The sequence below is a fragment of the Pantoea sp. GM_Pan_4 genome (assembly GCF_026541005.1).
Classification (GTDB): Bacteria; Pseudomonadota; Gammaproteobacteria; order Enterobacterales; family Enterobacteriaceae; genus Pantoea; species Pantoea dispersa.
Genome location: NZ_JALNUZ010000002.1, coordinates 263,302 through 286,799, shown reverse-complemented (window position 1 = coordinate 286,799; position 23,498 = coordinate 263,302). Strand labels below are relative to the sequence as shown.

The 23,498-nt window shown below is 56.5% G+C and carries 20 protein-coding genes and 2 tRNA genes; 5 read left to right on the top strand and 17 right to left on the bottom strand.

The features are described from left to right. The first annotated feature begins 148 nt into the window (after nt 1-148). Nucleotides 149-895, top strand: coding sequence for a glucose 1-dehydrogenase (locus OXR61_RS07340; RefSeq protein WP_021507695.1), 747 nt, complete (start codon nt 149-151; stop codon nt 893-895). A gap of 65 nt (nt 896-960) precedes the next feature. Here the strand turns inward: OXR61_RS07340 and OXR61_RS07335 are convergent, their stop codons facing one another. The 16 genes from OXR61_RS07335 to rlmE form a co-directional block, all read right to left on the bottom strand. Beyond that, nucleotides 961-2,856, bottom strand: coding sequence for a DEAD/DEAH family ATP-dependent RNA helicase (locus tag OXR61_RS07335; RefSeq protein ID WP_021507696.1), 1,896 nt, complete (start codon nt 2,854-2,856; stop codon nt 961-963). 178 nt (nt 2,857-3,034) lie between these two features. After that, nucleotides 3,035-3,919 (bottom strand): lipoprotein NlpI, encoded by an 885-nt coding sequence (gene nlpI / locus OXR61_RS07330; protein WP_021507697.1) that lies wholly within the window; start codon nt 3,917-3,919, stop codon nt 3,035-3,037. A 190-nt stretch (nt 3,920-4,109) separates the two neighbouring features. After that, nucleotides 4,110-6,242, bottom strand: a complete 2,133-nt coding sequence (pnp, locus tag OXR61_RS07325) for a polyribonucleotide nucleotidyltransferase (protein ID WP_021507698.1) — start codon at nt 6,240-6,242, stop codon at nt 4,110-4,112. A 308-nt stretch (nt 6,243-6,550) separates the two neighbouring features. After that, entirely contained in the window at nt 6,551-6,820 is a 270-nt protein-coding gene (gene rpsO, locus OXR61_RS07320) for a 30S ribosomal protein S15 (protein WP_010615981.1), read from the bottom strand. Nucleotides 6,821-6,952: 132 nt separating this feature from the next. Further along, nucleotides 6,953-7,897 (bottom strand): tRNA pseudouridine(55) synthase TruB, encoded by a 945-nt coding sequence (truB, locus tag OXR61_RS07315; RefSeq protein ID WP_021507700.1) that lies wholly within the window; start codon nt 7,895-7,897, stop codon nt 6,953-6,955. Then, nucleotides 7,897-8,304, bottom strand: coding sequence for a 30S ribosome-binding factor RbfA (gene rbfA / locus OXR61_RS07310; RefSeq protein WP_021507701.1), 408 nt, complete (start codon nt 8,302-8,304; stop codon nt 7,897-7,899). Before rbfA ends, truB begins: the two co-directional genes overlap by 1 nt. 64 nt (nt 8,305-8,368) lie before the next feature. After that, a complete protein-coding gene (gene infB / locus OXR61_RS07305) occupies nt 8,369-11,059 on the bottom strand; it encodes a translation initiation factor IF-2 (RefSeq protein WP_021507702.1) in 2,691 nt (896 codons plus the stop codon). Nucleotides 11,060-11,076: 17 nt separating this feature from the next. Then, complete coding sequence (nusA, locus tag OXR61_RS07300) at nt 11,077-12,564, bottom strand: transcription termination factor NusA (RefSeq protein WP_021507703.1); 1,488 nt, start codon at nt 12,562-12,564, stop codon at nt 11,077-11,079. A gap of 24 nt (nt 12,565-12,588) precedes the next feature. Continuing rightward, nucleotides 12,589-13,041 carry a ribosome maturation factor RimP gene (gene rimP / locus OXR61_RS07295; RefSeq protein ID WP_031279732.1) on the bottom strand — a complete coding sequence of 151 codons (453 nt, stop codon included), beginning with the start codon at nt 13,039-13,041 and terminating at the stop codon, nt 12,589-12,591. A gap of 212 nt (nt 13,042-13,253) precedes the next feature. Continuing rightward, nucleotides 13,254-13,330 (bottom strand) — tRNA-Met (locus OXR61_RS07290). 59 nt (nt 13,331-13,389) lie between these two features. Further along, a tRNA-Leu gene (locus tag OXR61_RS07285) sits at nt 13,390-13,476 on the bottom strand. A 46-nt stretch (nt 13,477-13,522) separates the two neighbouring features. Continuing rightward, nucleotides 13,523-13,858, bottom strand: a complete 336-nt coding sequence (gene secG / locus OXR61_RS07280) for a preprotein translocase subunit SecG (RefSeq protein WP_010617340.1) — start codon at nt 13,856-13,858, stop codon at nt 13,523-13,525. 217 nt (nt 13,859-14,075) lie between these two features. Beyond that, a complete protein-coding gene (gene glmM / locus OXR61_RS07275) occupies nt 14,076-15,410 on the bottom strand; it encodes a phosphoglucosamine mutase (protein WP_021507705.1) in 1,335 nt (444 codons plus the stop codon). A gap of 4 nt (nt 15,411-15,414) precedes the next feature. Further along, entirely contained in the window at nt 15,415-16,248 is an 834-nt protein-coding gene (folP, locus tag OXR61_RS07270; RefSeq protein ID WP_021507706.1) for a dihydropteroate synthase, read from the bottom strand. 85 nt (nt 16,249-16,333) lie between these two features. After that, the gene (ftsH, locus tag OXR61_RS07265) at nt 16,334-18,262 is read right to left on the bottom strand and encodes an ATP-dependent zinc metalloprotease FtsH (RefSeq protein WP_021507707.1); all 1,929 of its coding nucleotides are present in this window, start codon (nt 18,260-18,262) and stop codon (nt 16,334-16,336) included. A gap of 174 nt (nt 18,263-18,436) precedes the next feature. Next, a complete protein-coding gene (rlmE, locus tag OXR61_RS07260; RefSeq protein ID WP_021507708.1) occupies nt 18,437-19,066 on the bottom strand; it encodes a 23S rRNA (uridine(2552)-2'-O)-methyltransferase RlmE in 630 nt (209 codons plus the stop codon). A 126-nt stretch (nt 19,067-19,192) separates the two neighbouring features. On the opposite strand from rlmE, the gene yhbY reads away from it, so the two are divergent. After that, nucleotides 19,193-19,486 (top strand): ribosome assembly RNA-binding protein YhbY, encoded by a 294-nt coding sequence (gene yhbY / locus OXR61_RS07255; RefSeq protein WP_010617345.1) that lies wholly within the window; start codon nt 19,193-19,195, stop codon nt 19,484-19,486. A gap of 128 nt (nt 19,487-19,614) precedes the next feature. On the opposite strand, the gene greA is transcribed toward yhbY, so the two are convergent. Further along, entirely contained in the window at nt 19,615-20,091 is a 477-nt protein-coding gene (greA, locus tag OXR61_RS07250) for a transcription elongation factor GreA (protein ID WP_021507709.1), read from the bottom strand. Between the two features lie 248 nt (nt 20,092-20,339). Between greA and dacB the strand changes: the two genes are divergently transcribed. Genes dacB through pmrB form a run of 3 tightly spaced genes read left to right on the top strand, consistent with a single transcriptional unit; the run spans nt 20,340 to nt 23,493 of the window. Continuing rightward, a complete protein-coding gene (dacB, locus tag OXR61_RS07245; protein WP_031279733.1) occupies nt 20,340-21,773 on the top strand; it encodes a serine-type D-Ala-D-Ala carboxypeptidase in 1,434 nt (477 codons plus the stop codon). Continuing rightward, on the top strand, nt 21,773-22,435 hold the full coding sequence (pmrA, locus tag OXR61_RS07240; RefSeq protein ID WP_021507711.1) for a two-component system response regulator PmrA: 663 nt from the start codon (nt 21,773-21,775) through the stop codon (nt 22,433-22,435). Before dacB ends, pmrA begins: the two co-directional genes overlap by 1 nt. Then, nucleotides 22,432-23,493 carry a two-component system sensor histidine kinase PmrB gene (gene pmrB / locus OXR61_RS07235; protein WP_021507712.1) on the top strand — a complete coding sequence of 354 codons (1,062 nt, stop codon included), beginning with the start codon at nt 22,432-22,434 and terminating at the stop codon, nt 23,491-23,493. The genes pmrA and pmrB overlap by 4 nt, the downstream gene beginning before the upstream one ends. Nucleotides 23,494-23,498: the final 5 nt, after the last annotated feature.

Below are 23,498 nucleotides of genomic sequence, written 5' to 3'. Positions count from 1 at the left end.
TCCCCATTCTTACCTGCCGATGCGGTTGCGCCTAGTCCCTGCGCCACAGATTTGCAGGATCGTGCAAAAAGCTTGCAGGATTGCGCTACCGCACAAAGCGGCAACAGCGCATGCTTTACTCACCCGAAATCTCAGGTGGAGAGACACAATGCAAGCACTTGAAGGCAAAATTGCGCTGGTGACGGGCGCGTCGAAAGGCATTGGCGCCGCCATCGCCATGACTTTCGCCGCGGCCGGCGCCCGGGTGGTGGTGAATTATCGTCAGGATGAAGCGGGCGCGGCGGATGTGGTGACCGATATCTGCGCGCTGGGAAGCGACGCCATAGCCGTACAGGCCGATATATCCCGTGAAGCTGACGTGCAACGCCTGTTCGCCAGCAGTATTGCGCAGTTTGGCGCGCCAGACATCGTGGTCAACAACGCCGGCATGTTTCACCATGGCGACTTCGCCAGCCTCAGCGTCAGCGACATGCAGCAGCAGCTCAACGTCAATCTGCTCGGTACGCTGCTGGTGTGCCAGCAGGCGGCGCAGCATTTCCCGGCGCGCGGCGGCTGCATCATTAACCTCAGCGCGCTAAACAGCCAGCGCAGCCTGCCCGGCTCGGTACTGTGGTCAGCGACCAAGGGCGCGATCGATACCTTAACGCAGGGGCTGGCACGTGAGCTGGGCCCGCGCAACATTCGCGTCAACGCGCTGGCACCGGGGATCATTCTGACCGAAGGGCTGCTGGCAGCGAAAAAAATGAATGCGGAATTTAAAGCGCAGCTGATCGCGGCCACGCCGCTGGGACGCTTTGGTCTGCCGGAGGATGTGGCGCAGGTGGCGCTGTTTCTGGCGTCGGAGGAGTCGGCTTATGTTACCGGTGAGCGGGTGCTGATAGCCGGCGGCGTGTAAAGCCCGCGTTACAGACATAAAAAAAGGACGCTTGCGCGTCCTTTTTATTTTTAAGCGATTAACGCTTATGCATCACGACGACGTGGTGCAGCTGCGCCTTCGTCGCGACGTGGGCCACGGCCACCTTCACGGCTGAAACGTCCGCCTTCACGACCGCCTTCGCGACGCTCAGAGAAACGACGCGGTGCGCCACCTTCACGGTTGCCACCCTCGCGGTTACCACGGCGCTCACCACCGAAGTCACGACCGCCGCTACGACGCTCGGTGCGCTCGTGTGGCTGTGCATCGCCCAGCAGCTGCATATTCATCGGCTTGTTGAGAATACGCGTGCGCGTGAAGTGCTGCAGAACTTCACCCGGCATGCCTTTTGGCAGCTCGATAGTGGAGTGAGTACCAAACAGCTTGATGTTACCGATGTAACGGCTGCTGATGTCGCCTTCGTTAGCAATCGCGCCCACGATATGACGCACTTCAACACCGTCATCACGGCCCACTTCAATGCGGTACAGCTGCATTTCGCCAACGTCACGACGTTCGCGACGTGGACGATCGCCACCTTCGCGGCTGTCACGGCTGTCACGACGTGGACGGTCGCCGCCACGCTCATCGCGATCGCGGAATTCACGACGCTGTGGACGTGGTGCATCCGGTGGCAGAATCAGTGGACGTTCGCCCTGCGCCATTTTCAGCAGTGCAGCGGCCAGCGTTTCCATATCCAGCTCTTCTTCTGGCTGCATTTTTGCCAGCAGCGCACGGTACTGATCCAGATCGCTGCTTTCCAGCTGCTGCTGAACTTTCGCAGCGAACTGCGCCAGACGACGCTGACTCAGCAGCTCGGCGTTAGGCAGCTCAACTTCCGGAATAGTCAGCTTCATGGTGCGTTCGATGTTGCGCAGCAGACGACGCTCGCGGTTCTCAACGAACAGCAGCGCACGGCCAGCACGACCCGCACGACCGGTACGGCCGATACGGTGCACATACGATTCGGCATCCATCGGGATGTCGTAGTTAACCACCAGGCTAATACGCTCAACGTCCAGACCACGGGCCGCAACGTCAGTCGCGATCAGGATATCCAGACGACCGTCTTTCAGGCGCTCCAGCGTCTGCTCACGCAGCGCCTGGTTCATGTCACCGTTCAGCGCGGCGCTGTTGTAGCCGTTACGCTCCAGCGTTTCTGCGACTTCCAGCGTGGCATTTTTGGTGCGCACGAAGATGATGGCAGCATCGAAGTCTTCCGCTTCGAGGAAGCGCACCAGCGCGTCAGACTTACGGCCGTAAGCGGTCCAGTAAGACTGAGAAATGTCCGGGCGTGTAGTGATGCTGGACTGGATGCGCACTTCCTGCGGATCCTTCATGAAACGCTTAGTGATACGGCGAATCGCTTCCGGCATGGTTGCAGAGAACAGTGCGGTCTGATGACCTTCCGGGATCTGCGCCATGATGGTTTCAACGTCTTCGATGAAGCCCATACGCAGCATTTCATCGGCTTCGTCCAGTACCAGACCACGCAGGCTGGACAGGTCCAGGGTACCGCGTTTCAGGTGATCCAGCAGACGGCCCGGGGTACCAACCACGATCTGTGGACCCTGGCGCAGTGCGCGCAGCTGCACGTCATAACGCTGGCCACCGTACAGGGCCACGACATTAATACCGCGCATGTGTTTAGAGAATTCTGTCATCGCTTCAGCCACCTGAACCGCCAGTTCGCGGGTCGGCGCCAGCACCAGGATTTGCGGTGCGCGGACAGAAGGATCAACGTTGTTCAGCAGCGGCAGCGAGAACGCTGCTGTTTTACCACTACCGGTCTGCGCCATACCCAGCACATCACGGCCCGCCAGCAGGTGAGGAATACACTCAGCCTGGATTGGCGATGGCTTAACGTAGCCCATACCGTTCAGTGATTCGAGGATGTCGGCGTTCAGGCCCAGCTCAGCAAAAGTGGTTTGAATATCAGTCATGTAGTACACGTGCCTCTTAGATTGCGGCGGCCAGTCTACATAACTCGTCGTGAAAACTTTCAGTCATTTTCATCAAAAAGTGTGAACCGGCTCAAATTAGAAGTTTTGACGAACAGAAAAGCCCTCACCTGTTCAGGCGATGACTTTACGGGTAAATCAGGCAATAAAAGTTCGTCAGCTATTGCTGGTCAGATTCTGATAAATCGTCTTGTGTCTGGCCGAGTTGCGCCAGTTCCAACAATGCGTATCGGTGTTCAACAAAGTTATTGACGTTGTTGGCCACCGCCAGTTTGAACAACGCTTTCGCGTCGTCCTTCTCCCCCAGACTTAGGTAGTACTTACCTAAATAGAAGTTGGTTTCACTGAGATGTTCAGCGAGCGAGGTGTTATCCGTTGCGTCCGCCTTGAGACGTTCCATCAATGTTTTTTCACTGATGTCGCCCAGGTAGAACTCGACAATATTCCATCCCCATTGGTCCTTAGCCGCCTTGTCGTAACGCTGTTGTAGCGTCACTTTTGCCTTGTCGGCATCCATCTCGCGTTCAACGAGGTAGAGCCACAGGCTGCGGAACGGATCGTTAGGATCGTCTTGATAAAACGCCAGCAGATCATCTTGCGCTAACTTGTATCGACCGCCGTAATAGAGGGCGATACCACGGTTTAAATGCGCATAGTTGTAAGTTGGATCAAGCTCAAGTACAGAATCAAACGCTTCATAGGCAGCATCAAAATTGCCTGCCTGCGTTAAGTAAATGCCGAGATAGTTAAACACTTCCGGCATATCCGGTCTGATAGACAGCGCTTGCGAGAAATCGTTTCGCGCTAATGCCCTCAGACCCAAACTATCATACAACACTCCGCGCTCATATAACAGCTGTGCGCGTTCATCATCGGTCAGGGCCCGACTGGCAAGAATTTGTTCCATTCGCGCCAGAATAACCTCTTGCTGCAGTGTGGGCTGCAAAGGTACTGCCAGAACTTCGTTCTTACGCCAATTGGAGTTGCTGCATCCTGCCAGCGTGATAGCTGTCGCAACAAAACACCAGCGCAAAAAAGGCTTCATTTCCCACTCCCGAATACAAACATTGGGATAACCATCCTGTCATCCGCCTGCTATGCACAAGGGTTCCCGCCCTCGCGATGATACCCGTCCTGCTTCAGCTAACTGGTGCGCTGACCAGCGCGCGACGCATTTCGGGTATACAAACACCGCTCCCCGCCAGCTGGCAGGGAGCGGCTGATCAGGAAAACGCTTACTCAGCGTCAGGTGCACTCACCGCAGCGGTTTCTTCTGCTGGCTTCTGCTCTGTCGCTTCTTTGATGCTGAGACGAACGCGGCCCTGACGATCCACTTCCATCACTTTAACTGGCACTTCCTGACCCATCTGCAGGTAATCGGTCACTTTCTCTACGCGCTTGTCGGCGATCTGAGAAATGTGTACCAGACCTTCTTTACCGCCGCCGATCGCCACGAAGGCACCGAAATCAACGATACGGGTCACTTTACCGGCGTAGATACGGCCCACTTCGATCTCAGCGGTGATCTCTTCGATGCGGCGAATCGCTTCTTTGGCTTTCAGGCCGTCGGTCGCTGCGATCTTCACGGTGCCATCATCTTCGATTTCGATGGTGGTGCCGGTCTCTTCGGTCAGCGCACGGATAACTGAACCGCCTTTACCGATGACGTCTTTGATCTTGTCTGAGTTGATCTTGATGGTGTAGATGCGCGGCGCGAACTCGGAGATCTCCTGACGCGGCGTGCTGATCGCCTGTTCCATCACGCTCAGAATGTGCAGACGCGCACCCTTGGCCTGGTTCAGTGCCACCTGCATGATTTCACGGGTGATACCTTCAATTTTGATGTCCATCTGCAGCGCGGTGATACCTTCACGGCTACCGGCTACTTTGAAGTCCATATCGCCGAGGTGATCTTCGTCGCCGAGGATGTCAGACAGCACCACGAACTTCTCGTCTTCTTTCACCAGACCCATCGCGATACCGGCAACGGCCGCTTTGATCGGTACGCCAGCGTCCATCAGTGCCAGCGATGCACCGCACACGGAAGCCATAGAAGAAGAACCGTTCGATTCGGTGATTTCAGACACGACGCGCACGGTGTACGGGAACGCATCCTGTTTAGGCATTACTGCCAGCACGCCACGCTTCGCCAGACGGCCGTGACCAATTTCACGACGCTTCGGTGAGCCAACCATACCGGTTTCGCCCACGGAGTACGGAGGGAAGTTGTAGTGGAACAGGAAGCTGTCAGTACGCTCGCCCATCAGCTCATCGAGATTCTGTGCGTCACGCGCGGTACCGAGGGTGGCAGCGACCAGCGCCTGCGTTTCACCACGGGTAAACAGCGCAGAACCGTGGGTACGCGGCAGTACGCCAGTGCGCACGTCCAGACCACGGATCATATCTTTTTCACGGCCATCGATACGCGGTTCGCCGTTCAGGATACGGGTACGCACCACGTTCTTTTCCAGGCTGTGTACGATGTCACCGATTTCGGCATCATCCAGCGTTTCGTCTTCAGCCAGCAGTGCGGCGATGGTTTCGTCTTTGATGACGCCAACCTGCGCATAGCGCTCCTGCTTGTCAGTGATGCGGTACGCATCGCTGATGCGCGCTTCGGCCAGGGCGGCAACGCGTGCGATCAGCGCATCGTTCGCCGGCTCTGGCTGCCAGTCCCAGCGTGGTTTGCCGGCTTCGGCCACCAGCGCATTGATGTTTTCAATCACAACCTGCTGCTGGTCGTGGCCGAACACCACAGCACCCAGCATCTGATCTTCGGTCAGGATGTCCGCTTCAGATTCCACCATCAGCACTGCATTCTGCGTACCGGCAACCACCAGATCCAGACGAGACTGTTTGATCTCATCCGCGGTTGGGTTCAGCACGTACTGATCGTTGATGTAACCGACGCGTGCCGCACCGATTGGGCCGTTGAACGGAATGCCAGACAGTGACAGCGCAGCAGAAGCACCGATCATTGCAACGATGTCCGGGTTAACCTGCGGGTTCACGGATACCACAGTCGCGATAACCTGTACTTCGTTAACAAAACCTTCCGGGAACAGCGGACGCACCGGGCGGTCAATCAGACGCGCAATCAGGGTTTCGCCTTCGCTTGGACGGCCTTCACGACGGAAGAAGCTGCCCGGAATACGGCCAGCAGCGTAAGTACGCTCCTGATAGTTCACTGTCAGAGGGAAGAAGTCCTGACCGGCTTTGGCTTTTTTCTGGCCCACGACGGTAACGAATACCGCGGTGTCGTCCATGCTTACCATTACTGCTGCGGTGGCCTGGCGCGCCATCATGCCGGTTTCCAGCGTGACGGTATGCTGACCATATTGGAATTTGCGTACGATCGGGTTCAGCAAAATTTAAGTCCTTAAATTCGTGGCAAAGCCTGCTCGGCCCGCCGGGGATTACCGATCTTTAGTTGCATCCTCGCGACTAATGACAACCCTTAACCGCCCCTGCGGTAAAGCCTCTCATTAGCCGCGCGAACCTCTGCAAGCAAAGATCACTCTCAGCAACAATACATGAGTTTGGTCCGGATTGCTGCGGATTGCTCGAAAAAAGGGGCCATAAAGGCCCCCTTTTCGCGAAACTCGCACAAATCTGATCGCCAGATGCGGTTTTTTGCATACTGCATGCGCTACATCGTTGATCAGATTCTTCAGACTTAGCGACGCAGACCCAGGCTTTCGATCAGGCTGGTGTAACGTGCAACGTCTTTACGCTTCAGGTAGTCCAGCAGCTTACGACGCTGGGATACCATGCGCAGCAGACCGCGACGGCTGTGGTGGTCTTTCTTGTGCTCAGAGAAGTGACCCTGCAGGTGGTTAATCTGAGCAGTCAGCAGAGCAACCTGAACTTCAGTTGAACCGCTGTCGTTAGCGCCACGACCGTATTTAGCAACGATCTCTGCTTTAGCTTCTACGCTTAGAGACATAATAAACTCCAGTAAAAAATGAATGTATGGGTGCCGATCTCTAATTCAGCAGCCCGCTTTTAAAGCCGCGCTATTCTACTCTTCGCCCGGTAGCAACGCAAATGCGCTGTAACGCCCAGCGGTAATACGCGGTCAGTCGGCAAACTCCACTACCAGACGACGCGGTGCCACGCGACCATCGTCGGCGATTTCCGCCATACCGATAAATTTCTGCTGCTCACCTTCGGTCACCCGCACCAGCCCGCTGGCCGGCGCGTTTTCCGCCTGGACCGGCATGCCCTGTTTGAACCAGGCCGCGATCGGCGTGGGCAGATTGACCGCTGGAAAATCTTCCGCCGGGCTGTCCATTGGCAACAGCAACGCGTCCAGCGGTGCGTAATCCGGCGTTTCCGCCGCATTAACCTGCGCCGCCAGCGCCTGCAGCTGTTCCAGCGTCATCATGCGCGCAATCGGGTAACGCGCCACCTGCAGACGGCGCAGCATGATTACATGTGCACCGCAGCCGAGCTTCTCACCTAAATCGTCAATGATGGTGCGAATGTAGGTGCCTTTGGAAACATGGATTTCCAGTTCCAGCTCGTCGCCCTGCCAGCGAATAAACTGCAGTTCAAACACGGTAATCGGTCGCGCTTCACGCGGCACGGTGATGCCTTCGCGCGCATATTCGTACAGCTTGCGGCCCTGATACTTGAGCGCCGAGAACATGGTGGGCACCTGCAGCGTCTCGCCGCGAAAGCTCTCCAGCGCCACATCCAGCTCAGCCTGGCTGAAGGTCATCGGCCGCGTTTCAACGATATTGCCGTCCGCATCGGAGGTATCGGTGCGCTGGCCCAGACGGGCAATCACGCGGTACCGCTTGTCCGAATCCAGCAGATAGCGGGAAAACTTGGTGGCTTCGCCGAGGCAAATCGGCAGCATACCGGTGGCCAGCGGATCGAGCGCGCCGGTATGGCCCGCCTTGTTAGCATTAAACAGGCGTTTTACTTTTTGCAGCACATCGTTGGAGGATGCGCCCTGGTGTTTATCCAGCAGGAAAACACCGTGGACATCACGACCACGGCGACGAGGACGACTCATCAGTCCTCCTTGTCGTCTTCCGCCGGGCTTTCACCCCGTCGCTCAGCATCGTTTCTGATCACGTTAGACACCAGATTCGACATGCGCATCCCTTCAATCAGCGAGTTATCGTAGAAGAAGGTCAGCTCCGGCACGATGCGCAGACGCATCGCTTTACCGAGCAGAATACGGATGTAGCCAGACGCTTCTTTCAGCGCTTTGAGGCCGTTTTTCACCGCTTCTTCATCCTGGTCGTTCAGGAAGGTCACGAACACTTTGGCATACGCCAGATCGCGTGACACCTCAACGCCAGACACGGTGACCATCATACCCAGACGTGGGTCTTTGATTTCGCGCTGCAGGATGATCGCAATCTCTTTCTGCAACTCCTGCGCCACGCGCTGTGGGCGACCAAACTCTTTCGCCATACTATTTCTCCCAAATAATTCGGGAGGCCAGAGGCCTCCCAAATTGCATCACATCGACCAGCAATTACTCGATGGTGCGTTTAACTTCAATCACTTCGAACACTTCGATCATATCGCCAACGCGAACGTCGTTGTAGTTCTTCACGCCGATACCACACTCCATGCCGTTACGCACTTCGTTGACGTCATCTTTGAAGCGACGCAGAGATTCCAGCTCGCCTTCATAGATAACCACGTTGTCGCGCAGTACGCGGATCGGGTTGTGACGTTTGATGTTGCCTTCGGTGACCATACAGCCGGCAATCGCGCCAAATTTCGGTGACTTGAATACGTCACGGACTTCGGCCAGACCGATAATCTGCTGTTTGAACTCCGGTGCCAGCATGCCGCTCATGGCTGCTTTCACTTCGTCAATCAGGTTATAGATGACGGAGTAGTAGCGCAGGTCAACGTTTTCAGCGTCAATCACGCGACGCGCAGAGGCATCAGCACGCACGTTGAAGCCGAGGATGATCGCGTTGGACGCAGCGGCCAGGGTGGCGTCGGTTTCGGTGATACCGCCCACGCCAGAACCGATAATCTTCACCTTCACTTCGTCGGTGGAGAGTTTCAGCAGCGAGTCGGAGATCGCTTCCACAGAACCCTGTACGTCGGACTTCAGGACGATGTTCAGCTCGGACACTTCGCCTTCGGTCATGTTGGCAAACATGTTTTCCAGCTTGGACTTCTGCTGACGCGCCAGTTTGACTTCACGGAATTTGCCCTGACGATACAGTGCCACTTCACGCGCTTTCTTCTCGTCACGCACCACGGTCGCTTCGTCACCCGCTGCCGGCACACCGGACAGACCGAGGATTTCCACCGGAATCGATGGACCCGCTTCCAGCACTTCGCGACCCAGTTCGTCACGCATCGCACGCACACGGCCATATTCGAAGCCGCACAGTACGATATCGCCCTTGTTCAGCGTACCTTCACGCACCAGCACGGTTGCTACCGGACCACGACCTTTGTCGAGGAACGATTCGATCACCACACCGCTCGCCATACCCTGACGAATCGCAGTCAGCTCCAGTACTTCCGCCTGCAGCAGAATTGCGTTCAGCAGGTCGTCGATGCCGGTACCGGCTTTCGCCGAGACGTTAACGAACATGTTCTCGCCGCCCCACTCTTCCGGAATGATACCGTACTGAGTCAGCTCGTTCTTCACGCGATCCGGATCGGCTTCTGGTTTGTCGATCTTGTTCACGGCCACGACCACCGGCACACCGGCCGCTTTCGCGTGCTGGATAGCTTCGACGGTTTGTGGCATCACGCCATCGTCAGCCGCCACCACCAGGATAACGATATCCGTGGCCTGCGCACCACGTGCACGCATTGCGGTAAACGCGGCGTGGCCCGGGGTGTCGAGGAAGGTGATCATGCCGTTATCGGTTTCAACGTGATACGCACCGATATGCTGGGTAATCCCGCCCGCTTCGCCGGAGGCGACTTTGGTGGAGCGGATGTAGTCCAGCAGCGAGGTTTTACCGTGGTCAACGTGACCCATGATGGTCACGACCGGCGCACGACTTTCCTGCGCAGCATCGGTATCACGATCGTCCATTACCGCTTCTTCCAGCTCGTTCTCGCGGCGCAGGATCACTTTGTGACCCATCTCTTCGGCCACCAGCTGGGCGGTTTCCTGATCGATAACCTGGTTGATGGTCGCCATGGCACCCATCTTCATCATCGCTTTAATAACCAGCGAGCCTTTCACCGCCATTTTGTTGGCCAGTTCGGCAACGGTGATGGTTTCGCCAATGATGACGTCACGGTTCACCGCCTGAGCAGGTTTGTTGAAGCCCTGCTGCAGCGTGCTTGGTTTACGATGTTTGCCACCTTTACCGCCGCGTACCTGAGCACGCGCTTCTTCACGGTCAGTTTTGGCTTCAGAGTGCTTGTTGCCCTTTTTGGCCGGACGCGCTGCCTTGGTGGTGCGGGTGCGACCACGACCGCCTTCAACTTCGCGATCGTTTTCGTCTTCTGCCTGACGGGCATGAGTTGAAGTGGTGACGTGGTAGTCGCCCTTATCTTCTTCCTCTGGTTTTTCCCATTCAGCGGCTTTCTCTTCGGCCAGACGACGGGCTTCTTCCGCCGCGCGGCGCGCATTCTCTTCCAGCTTACGGCGCGCTTCTTCTTCCGCTTTACGCTTCAGTTCGGCGGCTTCAGCTTCACGACGGGCTTTGTCAGATTGCGCAGCCTTGGTCATTTCGTCGGTAGGTTGATTAGTCACTTTCTCATTTTCCGCTGCTTCACGCTTAGCCTTGTCAGCGGCTTCGCGCTTGGCTTTCTCTTCGGCTTCACGTTGCGCTTTTTGTTCAGCTTCGCGACGGGCTTGTTCTTCAGCCTCGCGACGCGCCTGCTCTTCCGCTTCACGCTGCGCCTCGGCTTCTGCTTCCGCCTGAGCTTGCTCAGCGTCGGCATCACCTTTCACGTATGTGCGCTTTTTGCGGACTTCGATTTGCACCGACTTACTTTTACCCCCGGTGCCTGGAATATTCAAGGTGCTGCGCGTTTTGCGCTGCAACGTCAGTTTGCCTGAACCGGTCTGACCGTGCTCACGATTCAGGTGGGACAGTAAGGTCTCTTTCTCTTGCTGGGATACGGCGTCGTTTTCAGACTTACGGATCCCTGCATCAGCAAATTGCTGTACCAGGCGATCGACCGGAGTCTGAATTTCGGCGGCCAGCGATTTTACGGTTACATCTGTCATGCTGTTCCTTCCTGTTATTACGCGTCATCGCCGAACCAGCAGATATTACGTGCAGCCATAATCAGCGCACCGGCTTTCTCATCATCCAGCCCTTCAATATCTGTCAGATCGTCAACACCTTGCTCAGCGAGATCTTCCAGCGTGCAAACGCCTTTTGACGCCAGGCGATACGCCAGCGCACGATCCAGGCCTTCAAGATTCAGCAGGTCCTCAGCAGGTTCCTGATTACCAAGGCTCTCTTCTTTCGCTAATGCCAGGGTGGTTAACGCATTTTTTGCTCGTTCACGCAGGGCTTCAATGGTCTCTTCGTCGAGGCCGTCGATTTCCAGCAGCTCGTTGATTGGCACGTAAGCCAATTCTTCCAGCGAAGAGAAGCCCTCTTCCACCAGAACGGTGGCGAACTCTTCGTCGATGTCGAGATGTTTAGTGAACATATCGATCGCTGCATGGGCTTCGGCCTGATGCTTCGCCTGCAGATCATCGACGGTCATCACGTTCAGCTCCCAGCCGCTCAGCTGGGATGCCAGACGCACGTTTTGGCCATTACGGCCAATCGCCTGAGCCAGATTGCCGGCTTCAACAGCGATATCCATGGTGTGATTGTCTTCATCCACCACAATTGACGCCACATCGGCAGGTGCCATGGCGTTAATCACGAACTGTGCCGGGTTGTCGTCCCACAGCACGATATCAATACGCTCGCCGCCCAGCTCGCTGGACACCGCCTGCACGCGCGCACCGCGCATACCGACGCAGGCACCGACCGGATCGATACGTTTGTCGTTAGTTTTTACAGCAATTTTGGCGCGTGAACCCGGATCGCGCGCTGCCGCTTTGATCTCGATAACTTCTTCGCCAATCTCCGGCACTTCAATGCGGAACAGTTCGATCAGCATCTCTGGTTTGGAGCGGGTAACGAACAGTTGCGCACCACGCGCTTCCGGACGCACGGCATACAGCACGCCGCGAATACGGTCACCCGGGCGGAAGTTTTCACGCGGCAGCATGTCTTCACGCACAATCACCGCTTCGGCGTTGTTGCCGAGATCCAGTGAAATGTTGTCGCGATTCACTTTCTTCACCACGCCGGTGATGATTTCGCCTTCCTGCTCGCGGAACTGATCGACCACCATCGCGCGCTCGGCTTCACGCACTTTCTGGACGATAACCTGTTTCGCGGTCTGCGTGGTGATACGGTCGAAGGTGACAGATTCGATCTGATCTTCAACATAATCGCCCAGATTGAAGGCTTCATCTTCAAAGCGTGCTGCTTCCAGCGTGATCTCGCGCGTTGGCTGCGTGACTTCTTCTACAACCACCCAGCGACGGAAGGTGTCGAAATCGCCGCTGCGACGGTCAATGCTGACGCGCACGTCGATTTCCTGCTCATACTTCTTCTTGGTCGCAGTGGCCAAAGCGCTCTCCAGCGCTTCGAAGATTTTCTCACGCGGCAGGGCTTTTTCGTTAGAAACGGCTTCTACTACAGCTAAGATCTCTTTGTTCATCCTGGTTAGCCTCAATCCGGACTTTTAAAAGTGGGGGACCAGGTTCGCTTTCTGAATGTTGCTCAGCGCGAACACTTCATCGTTACCCTCAACGGTTACCGTGATCATCTCGCCTTCGACAGACTTGATGATGCCCTGCCATTTACGGCGGTTCTGCACGGCCATACGCAGTACCAGGCTCACCTCTTCACCAGCGAAACGCGCATAGTGCTCCGCGGTGAACAGAGGGCGATCGAGACCCGGTGAGGAAACTTCAAGGTTGTAAGCCACCGTAATAGGATCTTCCACATCCATTACAGCGCTGACCTGGTGGCTAACATCGGCGCAATCATCAACATTGATACCCTCTTCACTATCAATATAGATGCGCAAGGTTGATGTGCGACCACGAATGAACTCGATACCGACCAATTCGTAGCCAAGCGCTTCTACCGGAGCAGAGATCAACTCTGTCAACTTTTGCTCTAATGTGGACAAGCCCACCCCCAAGACATAAAAAAAGGGCCTAAAGCCCAGTGTTACGATTTCCTGATAACAAAAAACCCCGAATATTCGGGGCTTTTTGTGACTGGACCCTGTATGCCGCGATGCGGCTTCGGCACACCATCCAGCAGAATTTTTTTCAAAACTGACTGCGGATGCGTCCGTCGATGCATACAGTATATTTGAAAAAGAACTCTAAGGGAAAGTGGTTGCGGGGGCCGGATTTGAACCGACGACCTTCGGGTTATGAGCCCGACGAGCTACCAGGCTGCTCCACCCCGCGTCCGAAAACGTGGCGAATATTACGCCGATCTTGCGAAAAATGCAAGTTATACTGAGATTTGGTACCGAGGACGGGACTTGAACCCGTAAGCCCAATCGGGCACTACCACCTCAAGGTAGCGTGTCTACCAATTCCACCACCTCGGCACTTCACTGACTGCGACGATACGATGTCGCTTTAGCGCTGACGATCTTACTGCGGGATATCATTGCCCGGCGTTGCCGGTTTAGCTGGCTGAGTCTGCTGTTGAGACTGAGCCGGCGCGCTGAGGTTTTCCCACTCGCTTCCTTTGGAAGTCTTGTTACTGTTCAGGTTGCCCAGAATCAGACTGATGATGAAGAACAGCGTAGCCAGTACCGCGGTCATGCGAGTCATGAAGTTACCAGACCCGGTTGAACCGAACAGCGTACCAGAAGCGCCTGCACCGAATGAGGCTCCCATATCAGCGCCTTTGCCTTGCTGCAGCATGATCAGACCAACGAGGCCAATCGCTACAATAAGGAAAACAACCAACAGAGCTTCGTACATAATCAACCTGTTTCCTTGCGCGTTATCCGCACAGTTAAAGCTTCAACCAATATTGACGGGGAGTCTCGTCATCACCCATCAGAAGCGGGTGTGAATACTAACCAAAGGCGCATACCTCTGCAAGCGCAATTTACATGAAGTTTTGCGATTGCGGAAAAAAGCGCCATCCCGGTGATTTTACAGGCGGAAAGCAGCAAACTGACCGCCCGTAACGCGGTTACACCGCTTTTACCGCATCAGCAATTTTGTGCGCCAGCTCGGTCACCTGCGCCTCATCCTCGCCTTCCACCATTACGCGAATCAGCGGCTCGGTGCCGGATTTACGCAACAGCACGCGCCCGCGCCCGGCCAGCGTTTTTTCCACCTCTGCGGCAGCCGCTTTGACGCTGTCGCTCTCCAGCGGATCGTGGCTGCCGCTGAAACGCACATTCACCAGCACCTGTGGCAGCATCTTCATGCCGCTGCACAGATCGTGCAGACTCATGTGGTTGCGCACAATCGCAGTGAGCACTTGCAAACTTGCTACGATGCCGTCACCGGTGCTGATTTTATCCAGCAGGATCACATGGCCGGAGTTCTCCGCGCCCATGCGCCAGCCCTTCTCCTGCATTTTTTCCAGCACATAGCGGTCGCCCACTTTGGCGCGGGTAAACGGAATCCCCAGCTGTTTCAGCGCCAGCTCCAGCCCCATGTTGCTCATCAGCGTACCGACCACGCCGCCACGCAGCTGGCCCTGACGCAGCGCTTCACGCGCGATGATGTAGAGAATCTGGTCGCCATCCACCTTCTGTCCAAGGTGATCCACCATCATGATGCGATCGCCGTCGCCGTCATAGGCCAGGCCGAGATCGGCTTTTTCATCCAGCACGCGCTGCTGCAGCTGACGCAAATCGGTAGCGCCGCACTCTTTGTTGATGTTCATGCCGTCCGGCTGCACGCCAATCGCAATCACCTTCGCACCCAGTTCACGCAGCACATTCGGCGCGATGTGATAGGTCGCGCCGTTGGCACAGTCCACCACGATCTTCAGCCCGTTCAGGCTCAGCTCGCTGGGAAAAGTGCCTTTGCAGAACTCAATGTAACGCCCGGCGGCATCGACGATGCGGCTGGCACGGCCCAGCTCAGCGGATTCGACGCAGGTCAGCGGCTTCTCCAGCTCCAGCTCAATGGCGGCTTCGACGTCGTCCGGCAGTTTGGTGCCTTCGGCAGAGAAGAATTTGATGCCGTTGTCGTCAAACGGGTTGTGCGACGCGGAGATCACGATGCCCGCCTCGGCGCGGAAAGTGCGCGTCAGGTAGGCAATGGCCGGCGTGGGCATCGGGCCGGTGAAAGCCGCAGACAGCCCGGCAGCCGCCAGACCGGCTTCCAGCGCCGATTCCAGCATGTAGCCGGAAATCCGTGTATCTTTACCAATCAATACCTTGCGCGAGCCGGAACGGGCCAGCACTTTGCCGGCAGCAAAACCCAGCTTCAACACAAAGTCCGGGGTAATGGGCGCTTCACCCACTTTGCCGCGAATCCCATCCGTACCGAAATATTTACGATCGCTCATGCCTTTATCCTTTTGCTCTCCGTGTCGCCTCGACGATGCGCATCGCTTCGACAGTTTCTTTAACGTCATGCACGCGAATAATCTGCGCGCCCTGCATGGCGGCGATCACCGCGCAGCTCAGGCTGCCGGTCAGACGCTGTGCCGGGCCGACGTTTAACAGCTGGCCAATCATCGACTTACGCGACATGCCCACCAGCAGCGGCAGACCATGATGGTGAAAATCACTGAGATGCGCCAGCAGCTCATAATTGTGGCTGAGATTCTTACCGAAACCGAAGCCCGGGTCGAGCAGCAGACGCTCTTTTTTAATGCCGGCCGCTTCACAGCGCGCAATCTGCGCAGCGAAGTAAGCGTCCACTTCGCTTACGATATGCTGATATTCCGGTGCCTGCTGCATGGTGCGCGGTTCGCCCTGCATGTGCATCAGGCATACCGGCAGACCAGTATCTGCGGCGGCCTGTAACGCACCCGGCTCGGACAGCGAGCGGATATCGTTAATGATGTGAGCGCCTACTCGCGCAGCTTCGCGGATCACTTCTGCTTTTGACGTATCCACCGAAATCCACACTTCAAAGCGCTGCGCAATGGCTTCCACCACCGGAATCACCCGCGCCAGTTCCTCTTCCACTGAGACTTCATCGGCACCGGGACGCGTTGATTCGCCGCCCACATCGATAATCGTGGCACCGGCATTCACCATCTCGTTGGTGTGCGTGAGCGCGTCGACCAGCGTGTTGTGCGTTCCGCCATCAGAAAAGGAGTCCGGCGTGACATTTAAAATTCCCATCACATGGGGAAACGACAGATCGAGATGGGTATCACGGGCGTACAACTTCATGGCGAAAATCTCCCTGAGGAATCACTGGATTGTGGAATGTAAAAAACCCCGGACCAGCCGGGGTTTTTGCTTAGGAACAGGCCTGTTACTTGTCGAACTGTTCTGACATGGTGTTGCCTGGGTTTGGCGTACGCGGTTCATCAACCGGACGTGGCGCCTTTGGCGTACCGTTGCTGTCAGAGTTGTTGCTGCCTGGATCTTCCCAGCCTGCTGGCGGACGCACTTCGCGGCGCGCCATCAGGTCGTCGATCTGCGGTGCGTCGATGGTTTCATACTTCATCAGCGCGTCTTTCATCGCGTGAAGGATGTCCATGTTCTCACCCAGAATACGGCGTGCACGCTGGTAGTTGCTGTCGATCAGGTGCTTAACTTCCTGGTCGATGATGCGTGCCGTTTCGTCCGACATGTGTTTGGCTTTCGCCACTGAACGGCCGAGGAACACTTCACCGTCCTCTTCCGCATACAGCAGCGGACCGAGTTTTTCCGAGAAGCCCCACTGCGTCACCATGTTGCGCGCCAGGTTGGTCGCCACTTTGATGTCGTTTGAAGCACCGGTAGAAACGTGTTCCGCCCCGTAGATGATCTCTTCTGCCAGACGACCGCCGTACAGCGTTGAAATCTGGCTCTCCAGCTTCTGACGGCTGGCGCTGATCGCGTCGCCTTCAGGCAGGAAGAAGGTCACACCCAGCGCACGGCCGCGCGGGATAATCGTCACTTTATGCACCGGATCGTGTTCCGGCACCAGGCGACCAATAATCGCATGGCCCGCTTCGTGATACGCGGTGGATTCTTTCTGCGCTTCCGTCATCACCATGGAGCGACGTTCCGCACCCATCATGATTTTGTCTTTCGCTTTCTCGAACTCGACCATCGACACCACGCGCTTGTTGCCACGCGCAGCGAACAGCGCCGCTTCGTTGACCAGGTTCGCCAGATCCGCACCGGAGAAGCCCGGCGTACCACGTGCGATAATCGCGGCATCAATGTCGGTTGCCAGCGGCACACGACGCATATGCACTTTCAGAATCTGTTCACGGCCGCGCACGTCTGGCAGACCTACCACCACCTGGCGGTCAAAACGGCCTGGACGCAGCAGCGCCGGGTCCAGTACGTCCGGACGGTTAGTCGCGGCGATAACGATGATGCCTTCATTGCCTTCGAAGCCATCCATCTCAACCAGCATCTGGTTCAGCGTCTGCTCACGTTCGTCGTGACCACCGCCTAAACCGGCGCCACGCTGACGACCCACCGCATCGATCTCATCGATAAAGATGATGCACGGTGCCGCTTTCTTCGCCTGCTCGAACATGTCGCGCACACGTGATGCACCGACACCGACAAACATTTCTACGAAGTCAGAACCGGAAATCGTAAAGAACGGTACTTTCGCTTCGCCGGCAATCGCTTTCGCCAGCAGCGTTTTACCGGTACCCGGAGGGCCCACCATCAGCACGCCTTTCGGGATTTTACCGCCCAGCTTCTGGAAGCGGCTCGGCTCACGCAGGTATTCCACCAGCTCACCCACCTCTTCTTTTGCTTCGTCGCAACCCGCAACGTCAGCAAAGGTGGTTTTGATCTGGTCTTCGGTCAGCATACGGGCTTTGCTCTTGCCGAAGGACATCGCGCCCTTGCCGCCGCCGCCCTGCATCTGCCGCATAAAGAAGATCCACACGCCAATCAGTAGCAGCATCGGGAACCAGGAGATGAAGATGGAAGCCAGCAGGCTCGGCTCTTCTGGTGGTTCACCCACAACTTTGACGTTTTTGGTCAACAGGTTATCGAGTAACTTGGGATCGTTGACAGGAATGTAGGTCGTGTATTTATTACTGTCTTTTTTGGTTACGTTGATCTCACGCCCGTTAATACGTGCCTCGCGGACCTGATCCTGGTTCACTTCCGACAGGAAGGTTGAATAATCAACCCTACGGCCATTCGACTCGCTGGGCCCAAAGCTCTGGAATACTGACATCAGCACGACCGCGATGACTAACCAGAGAATCAGGTTTTTCGCCATGTCACTCAAGGGATTAACCTCATATTACAACGGTGTTAACAGACAGCGTAGGGTACTATATATCCTTCATACCTGGAATCGCGGCGCTGATGATTTTGCCTGTTTAGCCTGAAACTCAGAATTACGCATCAGAATAAACGCCGTTTCGCCTTGCTTTGATTCCGGTATGGAGGGCTACAGTTTGCGCCCTGTCGCCACAATGTACACTTCGCGCGAACGTGATCGCGAAGCGTCCGGCTTACGAATTTTCACTTTCGTAAACAGGGAGCGAATTTCCCGCAGGTATTCATCGAAGCCATCTCCCTGAAACACTTTCACTACAAAACTGCCGCCAGGTGCCAGTACATCCCGACACATTTCTAACGCCAGTTCAACTAAATACATGGAACGCGGGATATCGACTGCAGGCGTACCGCTCATGTTCGGCGCCATGTCCGACATCACCACCTGCACTTTCTGGTCGCCCACGCGCTCCAGTAACGCTTTCAACACCGCTTCGTCGCGAAAATCGCCCTGCAGGAAGTCAACGCCGACGATGGGATCCATCGGCAGCAGATCGCAGGCAATAATACGGCCACCCGAACCAATCTGTTGTACCACATATTGCGACCAGCCGCCGGGCGCAGCGCCCAGGTCAACCACGGTCATACCGGGTTTGAACAGCTTGTCACCCTGCTGAATTTCATCCAGTTTAAACCAGGCGCGCGAGCGCAACCCTTTTTTCTGTGCCTGTTGCACATATTTATCGCTAAAGTGTTCCTGAAGCCAGCGACTGGAACTGGCCGAACGCTTTTTACCCGTCATAATATTTCCAGTTAAATCGTCATCGTAGCGATAAATCAGCACGCAATGGGTCGCGTTGATTTGGCGATATACCCGAGATGGCGGTAGAATGAACCGTTTTCAATCCCTGAGTAAGCAAAAAATACGATGAATCTGAGTACCAAACAAAAACAGCACCTGAAAGGCCTTGCCCATCCACTGAAGCCAGTGGTCATGCTGGGCGGCAATGGCCTGACTGAAGGCGTGCTCGCCGAGATCGAACAGGCGCTCGAACATCACGAATTGATCAAGGTAAAAATTGCCTCGGAAGATCGTGAAACCAAGCAGCTGATCGTGGACGCTATCGTGCGTGAAACTAAGGCAAACAACGTTCAGGTTATCGGCAACGTGCTGGTGCTGTATCGCCCTGCCAAAGAGCGCAAAATTACTCTGCCACGTTAAGCGTACCGTTACGGCTCGTCCGACGGGCAGAGAAAGTGCCATGCTCCTGCATGGGATAAAAGGCCGCAGCGCGGCCTTTTTCCTTTCTTTACAATATGCAGCTGCGCATTTCAAAGCGTAGCAATATCTTAGATGTATTCCACTTTCAGTACTTCATATTCCACGTCGCCGCCTGGGGTTTTGACAATAGCCACGTCATCGGCCTCTTTGCCCACCAGACCGCGCGCCATCGGCGAATTCACGGAAATCAGGTTCTGTTTAAAGTCCGCTTCGTCGTCACCGACAATCCGGTAAGTAAACTCTTCATCGGTATCGACATTCAGCACGGTGACGGTGGCGCCAAAAATCACGCGGCCGGTTTTCGGCATGGCGGTCACGTCAATCACCTGTGCATTGGAGAGCTTGGCTTCGATCTCCTGAATACGCCCTTCGCAGAACCCCTGTTCTTCGCGCGCAGCGTGGTATTCGGCATTCTCTTTCAGATCGCCGTGCTCACGGGCTTCGGCGATAGAGGCGATGATGCGCGGACGCTTAACGGTTTTCAGTTCGTTCAGCTCTTCACGCAGCTTCTCAGCGCCTTTCAACGTCATCGGAATCTGATTCATTTTGGCTCCTCGTCATCTATCCTGGTTAACGGCGTCATCCTGACCGGTGACAGCAGAAGATCGGCTTCTGCGGCGCGTAACCTCTTTTCACAAGCAAAAGAATCCTGACCCGGAAAGCTTTCCGGGTCAGGTATCGGTTTTGCATTTTGATACGTATTTTACCCCAGAGTTCCCTGTGGGTCATTGTTTACTTTGCACCGTCCGGGGACATAGTATTGACGCCTTCACCCGTCAGTTACCGCGAGATTATGCGATTTTCACGACTTGTTACCGGATTAACCTGTGCGTTTATGCTGCAGGCACAAGCAGCACCCGTTGAAGAATACATGCAGTATTTGCCAGACGGCGCAAACCTGGCGCTGATGGTACAAAAAGTGGGCGCATCCACCCCGATAATCGACTATCACGGCAAACAGATGGCGTTGCCGGCCAGTACCATGAAAGTGATCACCGCGCTGGCGGCACTGCTGGAGCTGGGCCCGGACTTCCGTTTTCAGACCACTCTGGAGACCAAAGGCGCAGTCAGCGATGGCACCTTAAATGGCGACCTGGTAGCGCGCTTTGCCGGCGATCCGACGCTCAGCCGCCAGGATCTGCGCAATATGGTGGCGGCGCTGAAAAAGCAGGGCATCAACCATATCAAAGGCAATCTGGTGATCGACACCTCGGTGTTCGCCAGTCACGATATGGCGCCAGGCTGGCCGTGGAACGATCTGACACAGTGTTTCAGCGCCCCGCCTGGTGCGGCGATTGTTGATAAAAACTGCTTCTCGGTTTCGCTCTACAGTGCCAATACGCCCGGCGAAAACGCTTTTGTGCGCATCGCCTCTTATTATCCGGCGCACATGTTCAGCCAGGTGCGCACGATCGGACGCAACAGCGGTGACGGGCAGTATTGCGAGCTCGACGTGGTGCCCGGCGAGCTTAATCGCTACACGCTGACCGGCTGTATGCGCCAGCGTGCGGAACCACTGCCCCTGGCGTTTGCCGTGCAGGATGGCGCCGCGTGGGCCGGCGAGATCCTTAAAGCGCAGCTGCGCGACGCCGATATTGATTACAGCGGCCATTTAGTGCGCCAGACGCAGGTGACGTCACCGGGCACGGTGCTGGCCTCGACGCAGTCCGCACCGCTGCACAACCTGCTGCACACCATGCTGAAAAAGTCAGACAACATGATCGCTGATACCGTGTTCCGCACCATCGGCCATCACTACTTTAACGTGCCGGGTACTTTCCGCGCCGGTTCGGATGCGGTCAGGCGTGTGCTGCGCGAAAAAGCCGGCGTCGACCTCGGCAATAGCATTCAGGTGGATGGTTCCGGCCTGTCGCGTCACGACCTGATCGCGCCGGATACCATGATGCAGGTGCTGCAGTTCATCGCCAAAAATGACGCTACGCTGAATTATATTTCGATGCTGCCGCTGGCGGGTTATGACGGCACGCTGCAGTATCGCGGCGGTCTGCACGAAGCGGGACTGGATGGCAAAGTGTCGGCAAAAACCGGTTCGCTGCAGGGCGTCTATAATCTGGCTGGGTTCATCACCACGTCGAGCGGTGCGCGCGTGGCCTTTGTCCAGTTCCTCTCTGGCTATGCGGTACCGCCGGAAGACCAGAAAACGCGGCGGATTCCGCTGGTGCGCTTTGAGAGCCGCCTCTATACCGACATTAACAAGAACAACTAATGAAACTGTTGATCGTTGAAGATGATGCGTTATTACAATCGGGGCTAGCGCAGGCGCTGAGCAGCGAGGGCTACGCCGTGGATTGCGCTGGCAGCGCGGCGGAAAGCAACGCCCTGCTGCGCAGCAGCCAGTACAGCCTGATCGTGCTGGATCTCGGTCTGCCGGATCGCGATGGCGCCACGCTGCTGCGCCAGTGGCGACGCGACGGCATCGCGGTGCCGGTGCTGATCCTGACCGCGCGCGATGCGCTGGAGGATCGCGTTGACGGGCTGGACGCCGGTGCCGACGATTACCTGGTCAAGCCGTTTGCACTGGCAGAACTGCAGGCGCGGGTGCGCGCGCTGATCCGCCGCTATCAGGGGCACAGCGACAACCTGCTGCAGCAGGGCGATCTGACGCTCAATCTCAGCTCGCAGCAGGTGCTGCTGGAAAATCTGCCGCTGGAGATCACCCCCAAAGAGTTTGCCCTGCTCACCCGCCTGCTGATGCGCGTGGGGCAGAATGTGCATCGCGAAACGCTGCAGCAGGATCTCTACAGCTGGAACGACGATCCCGGCTCCAACACTTTAGAAGTCCACATTCATAATCTGCGCCGCAAGCTGGGAAAAGATCGCATCAAAACCGTGCGCGGCGTTGGCTACCGGCTGGAACTGCGCGAATGAACAGCATGCGTCAGCGGTTACTGATCATGCTGGCGCTGATTCTCCTCACCTGCCAGGTGATGAGCGCCATCTGGCTGTGGCACGAAAGCCGCGAACAGATCAGTTTCCTCGTCAACGAAACCCTGTCGGCCCAGGCGCGTAACGATCGCGTGGAGAATGAGATCCGTGAGGCCATAGCCTCGCTGTTGCTGCCTTCGCTGGTGATGGTAAGCCTGACGCTGCTACTGTCGTTCTGGGCCATCAACTGGATTATCCGTCCGCTCAAATCGCTACAGGACAGCCTTGCCCACCGCTCTGCCGACAACCTGACGCCGCTGCCGATTTACTCCGAGATGGATGAGATCGTTGCGGTCACCTCCTCTATCAACCAGCTGTTTTCCCGTCTCGACCACACGCTGCAGCAGGAGCGATTATTCACCGCCGACGCCGCGCACGAGCTGCGTACGCCGCTGGCCGGGCTTCGCCTGCATCTCGAGCTTCTGCATCAGCAGCAGGTGCCGCAAAGCGCCATGCTGATTGAGCGTATCGACCAGTTGATGCACACCGTCGAACAGCTGCTGATGCTGTCGCGCGCCGGTCAGGCGCTGGCGGGCGGCCACTATCAGCAGCTACAGTGGCAGCGTGACATCATGCAGCCGCTGATGCCGGAGATGGCTGAACTGTATGCCCAGCGTCAGCAGACGCTGCACTGGCCAGACGGCGACGATGTGCCGCAGCAGGGTGAAGCGGTGCTGCTGCGCCTGATGCTGCGTAATTTGCTGGAGAACGCATCGCGCTACAGTCCGGAAGGCAGCAGCGTGCAGGTGAAGCTGCGTCAGGTGCAACAGCAGGTCTGGGTTGAAGTGTGGGATCAGGGGCCGGGTATTGATGCCGATGCGGCAGAAGAGCTGACGCAGGCGTTCCGGCGGCGCGATCAACGCTATGGCGGCAGCGGCCTGGGCCTGAACATTGTGCTGCGTATTGTGCAGATGCATCGCGGCAGGCTGGAACTGGTCAACCGCGAAGACAGCAGCGGACTGGTCGCCCGCTGCTGTTTGCCAACGCAACTGATTGGCTGAACGCC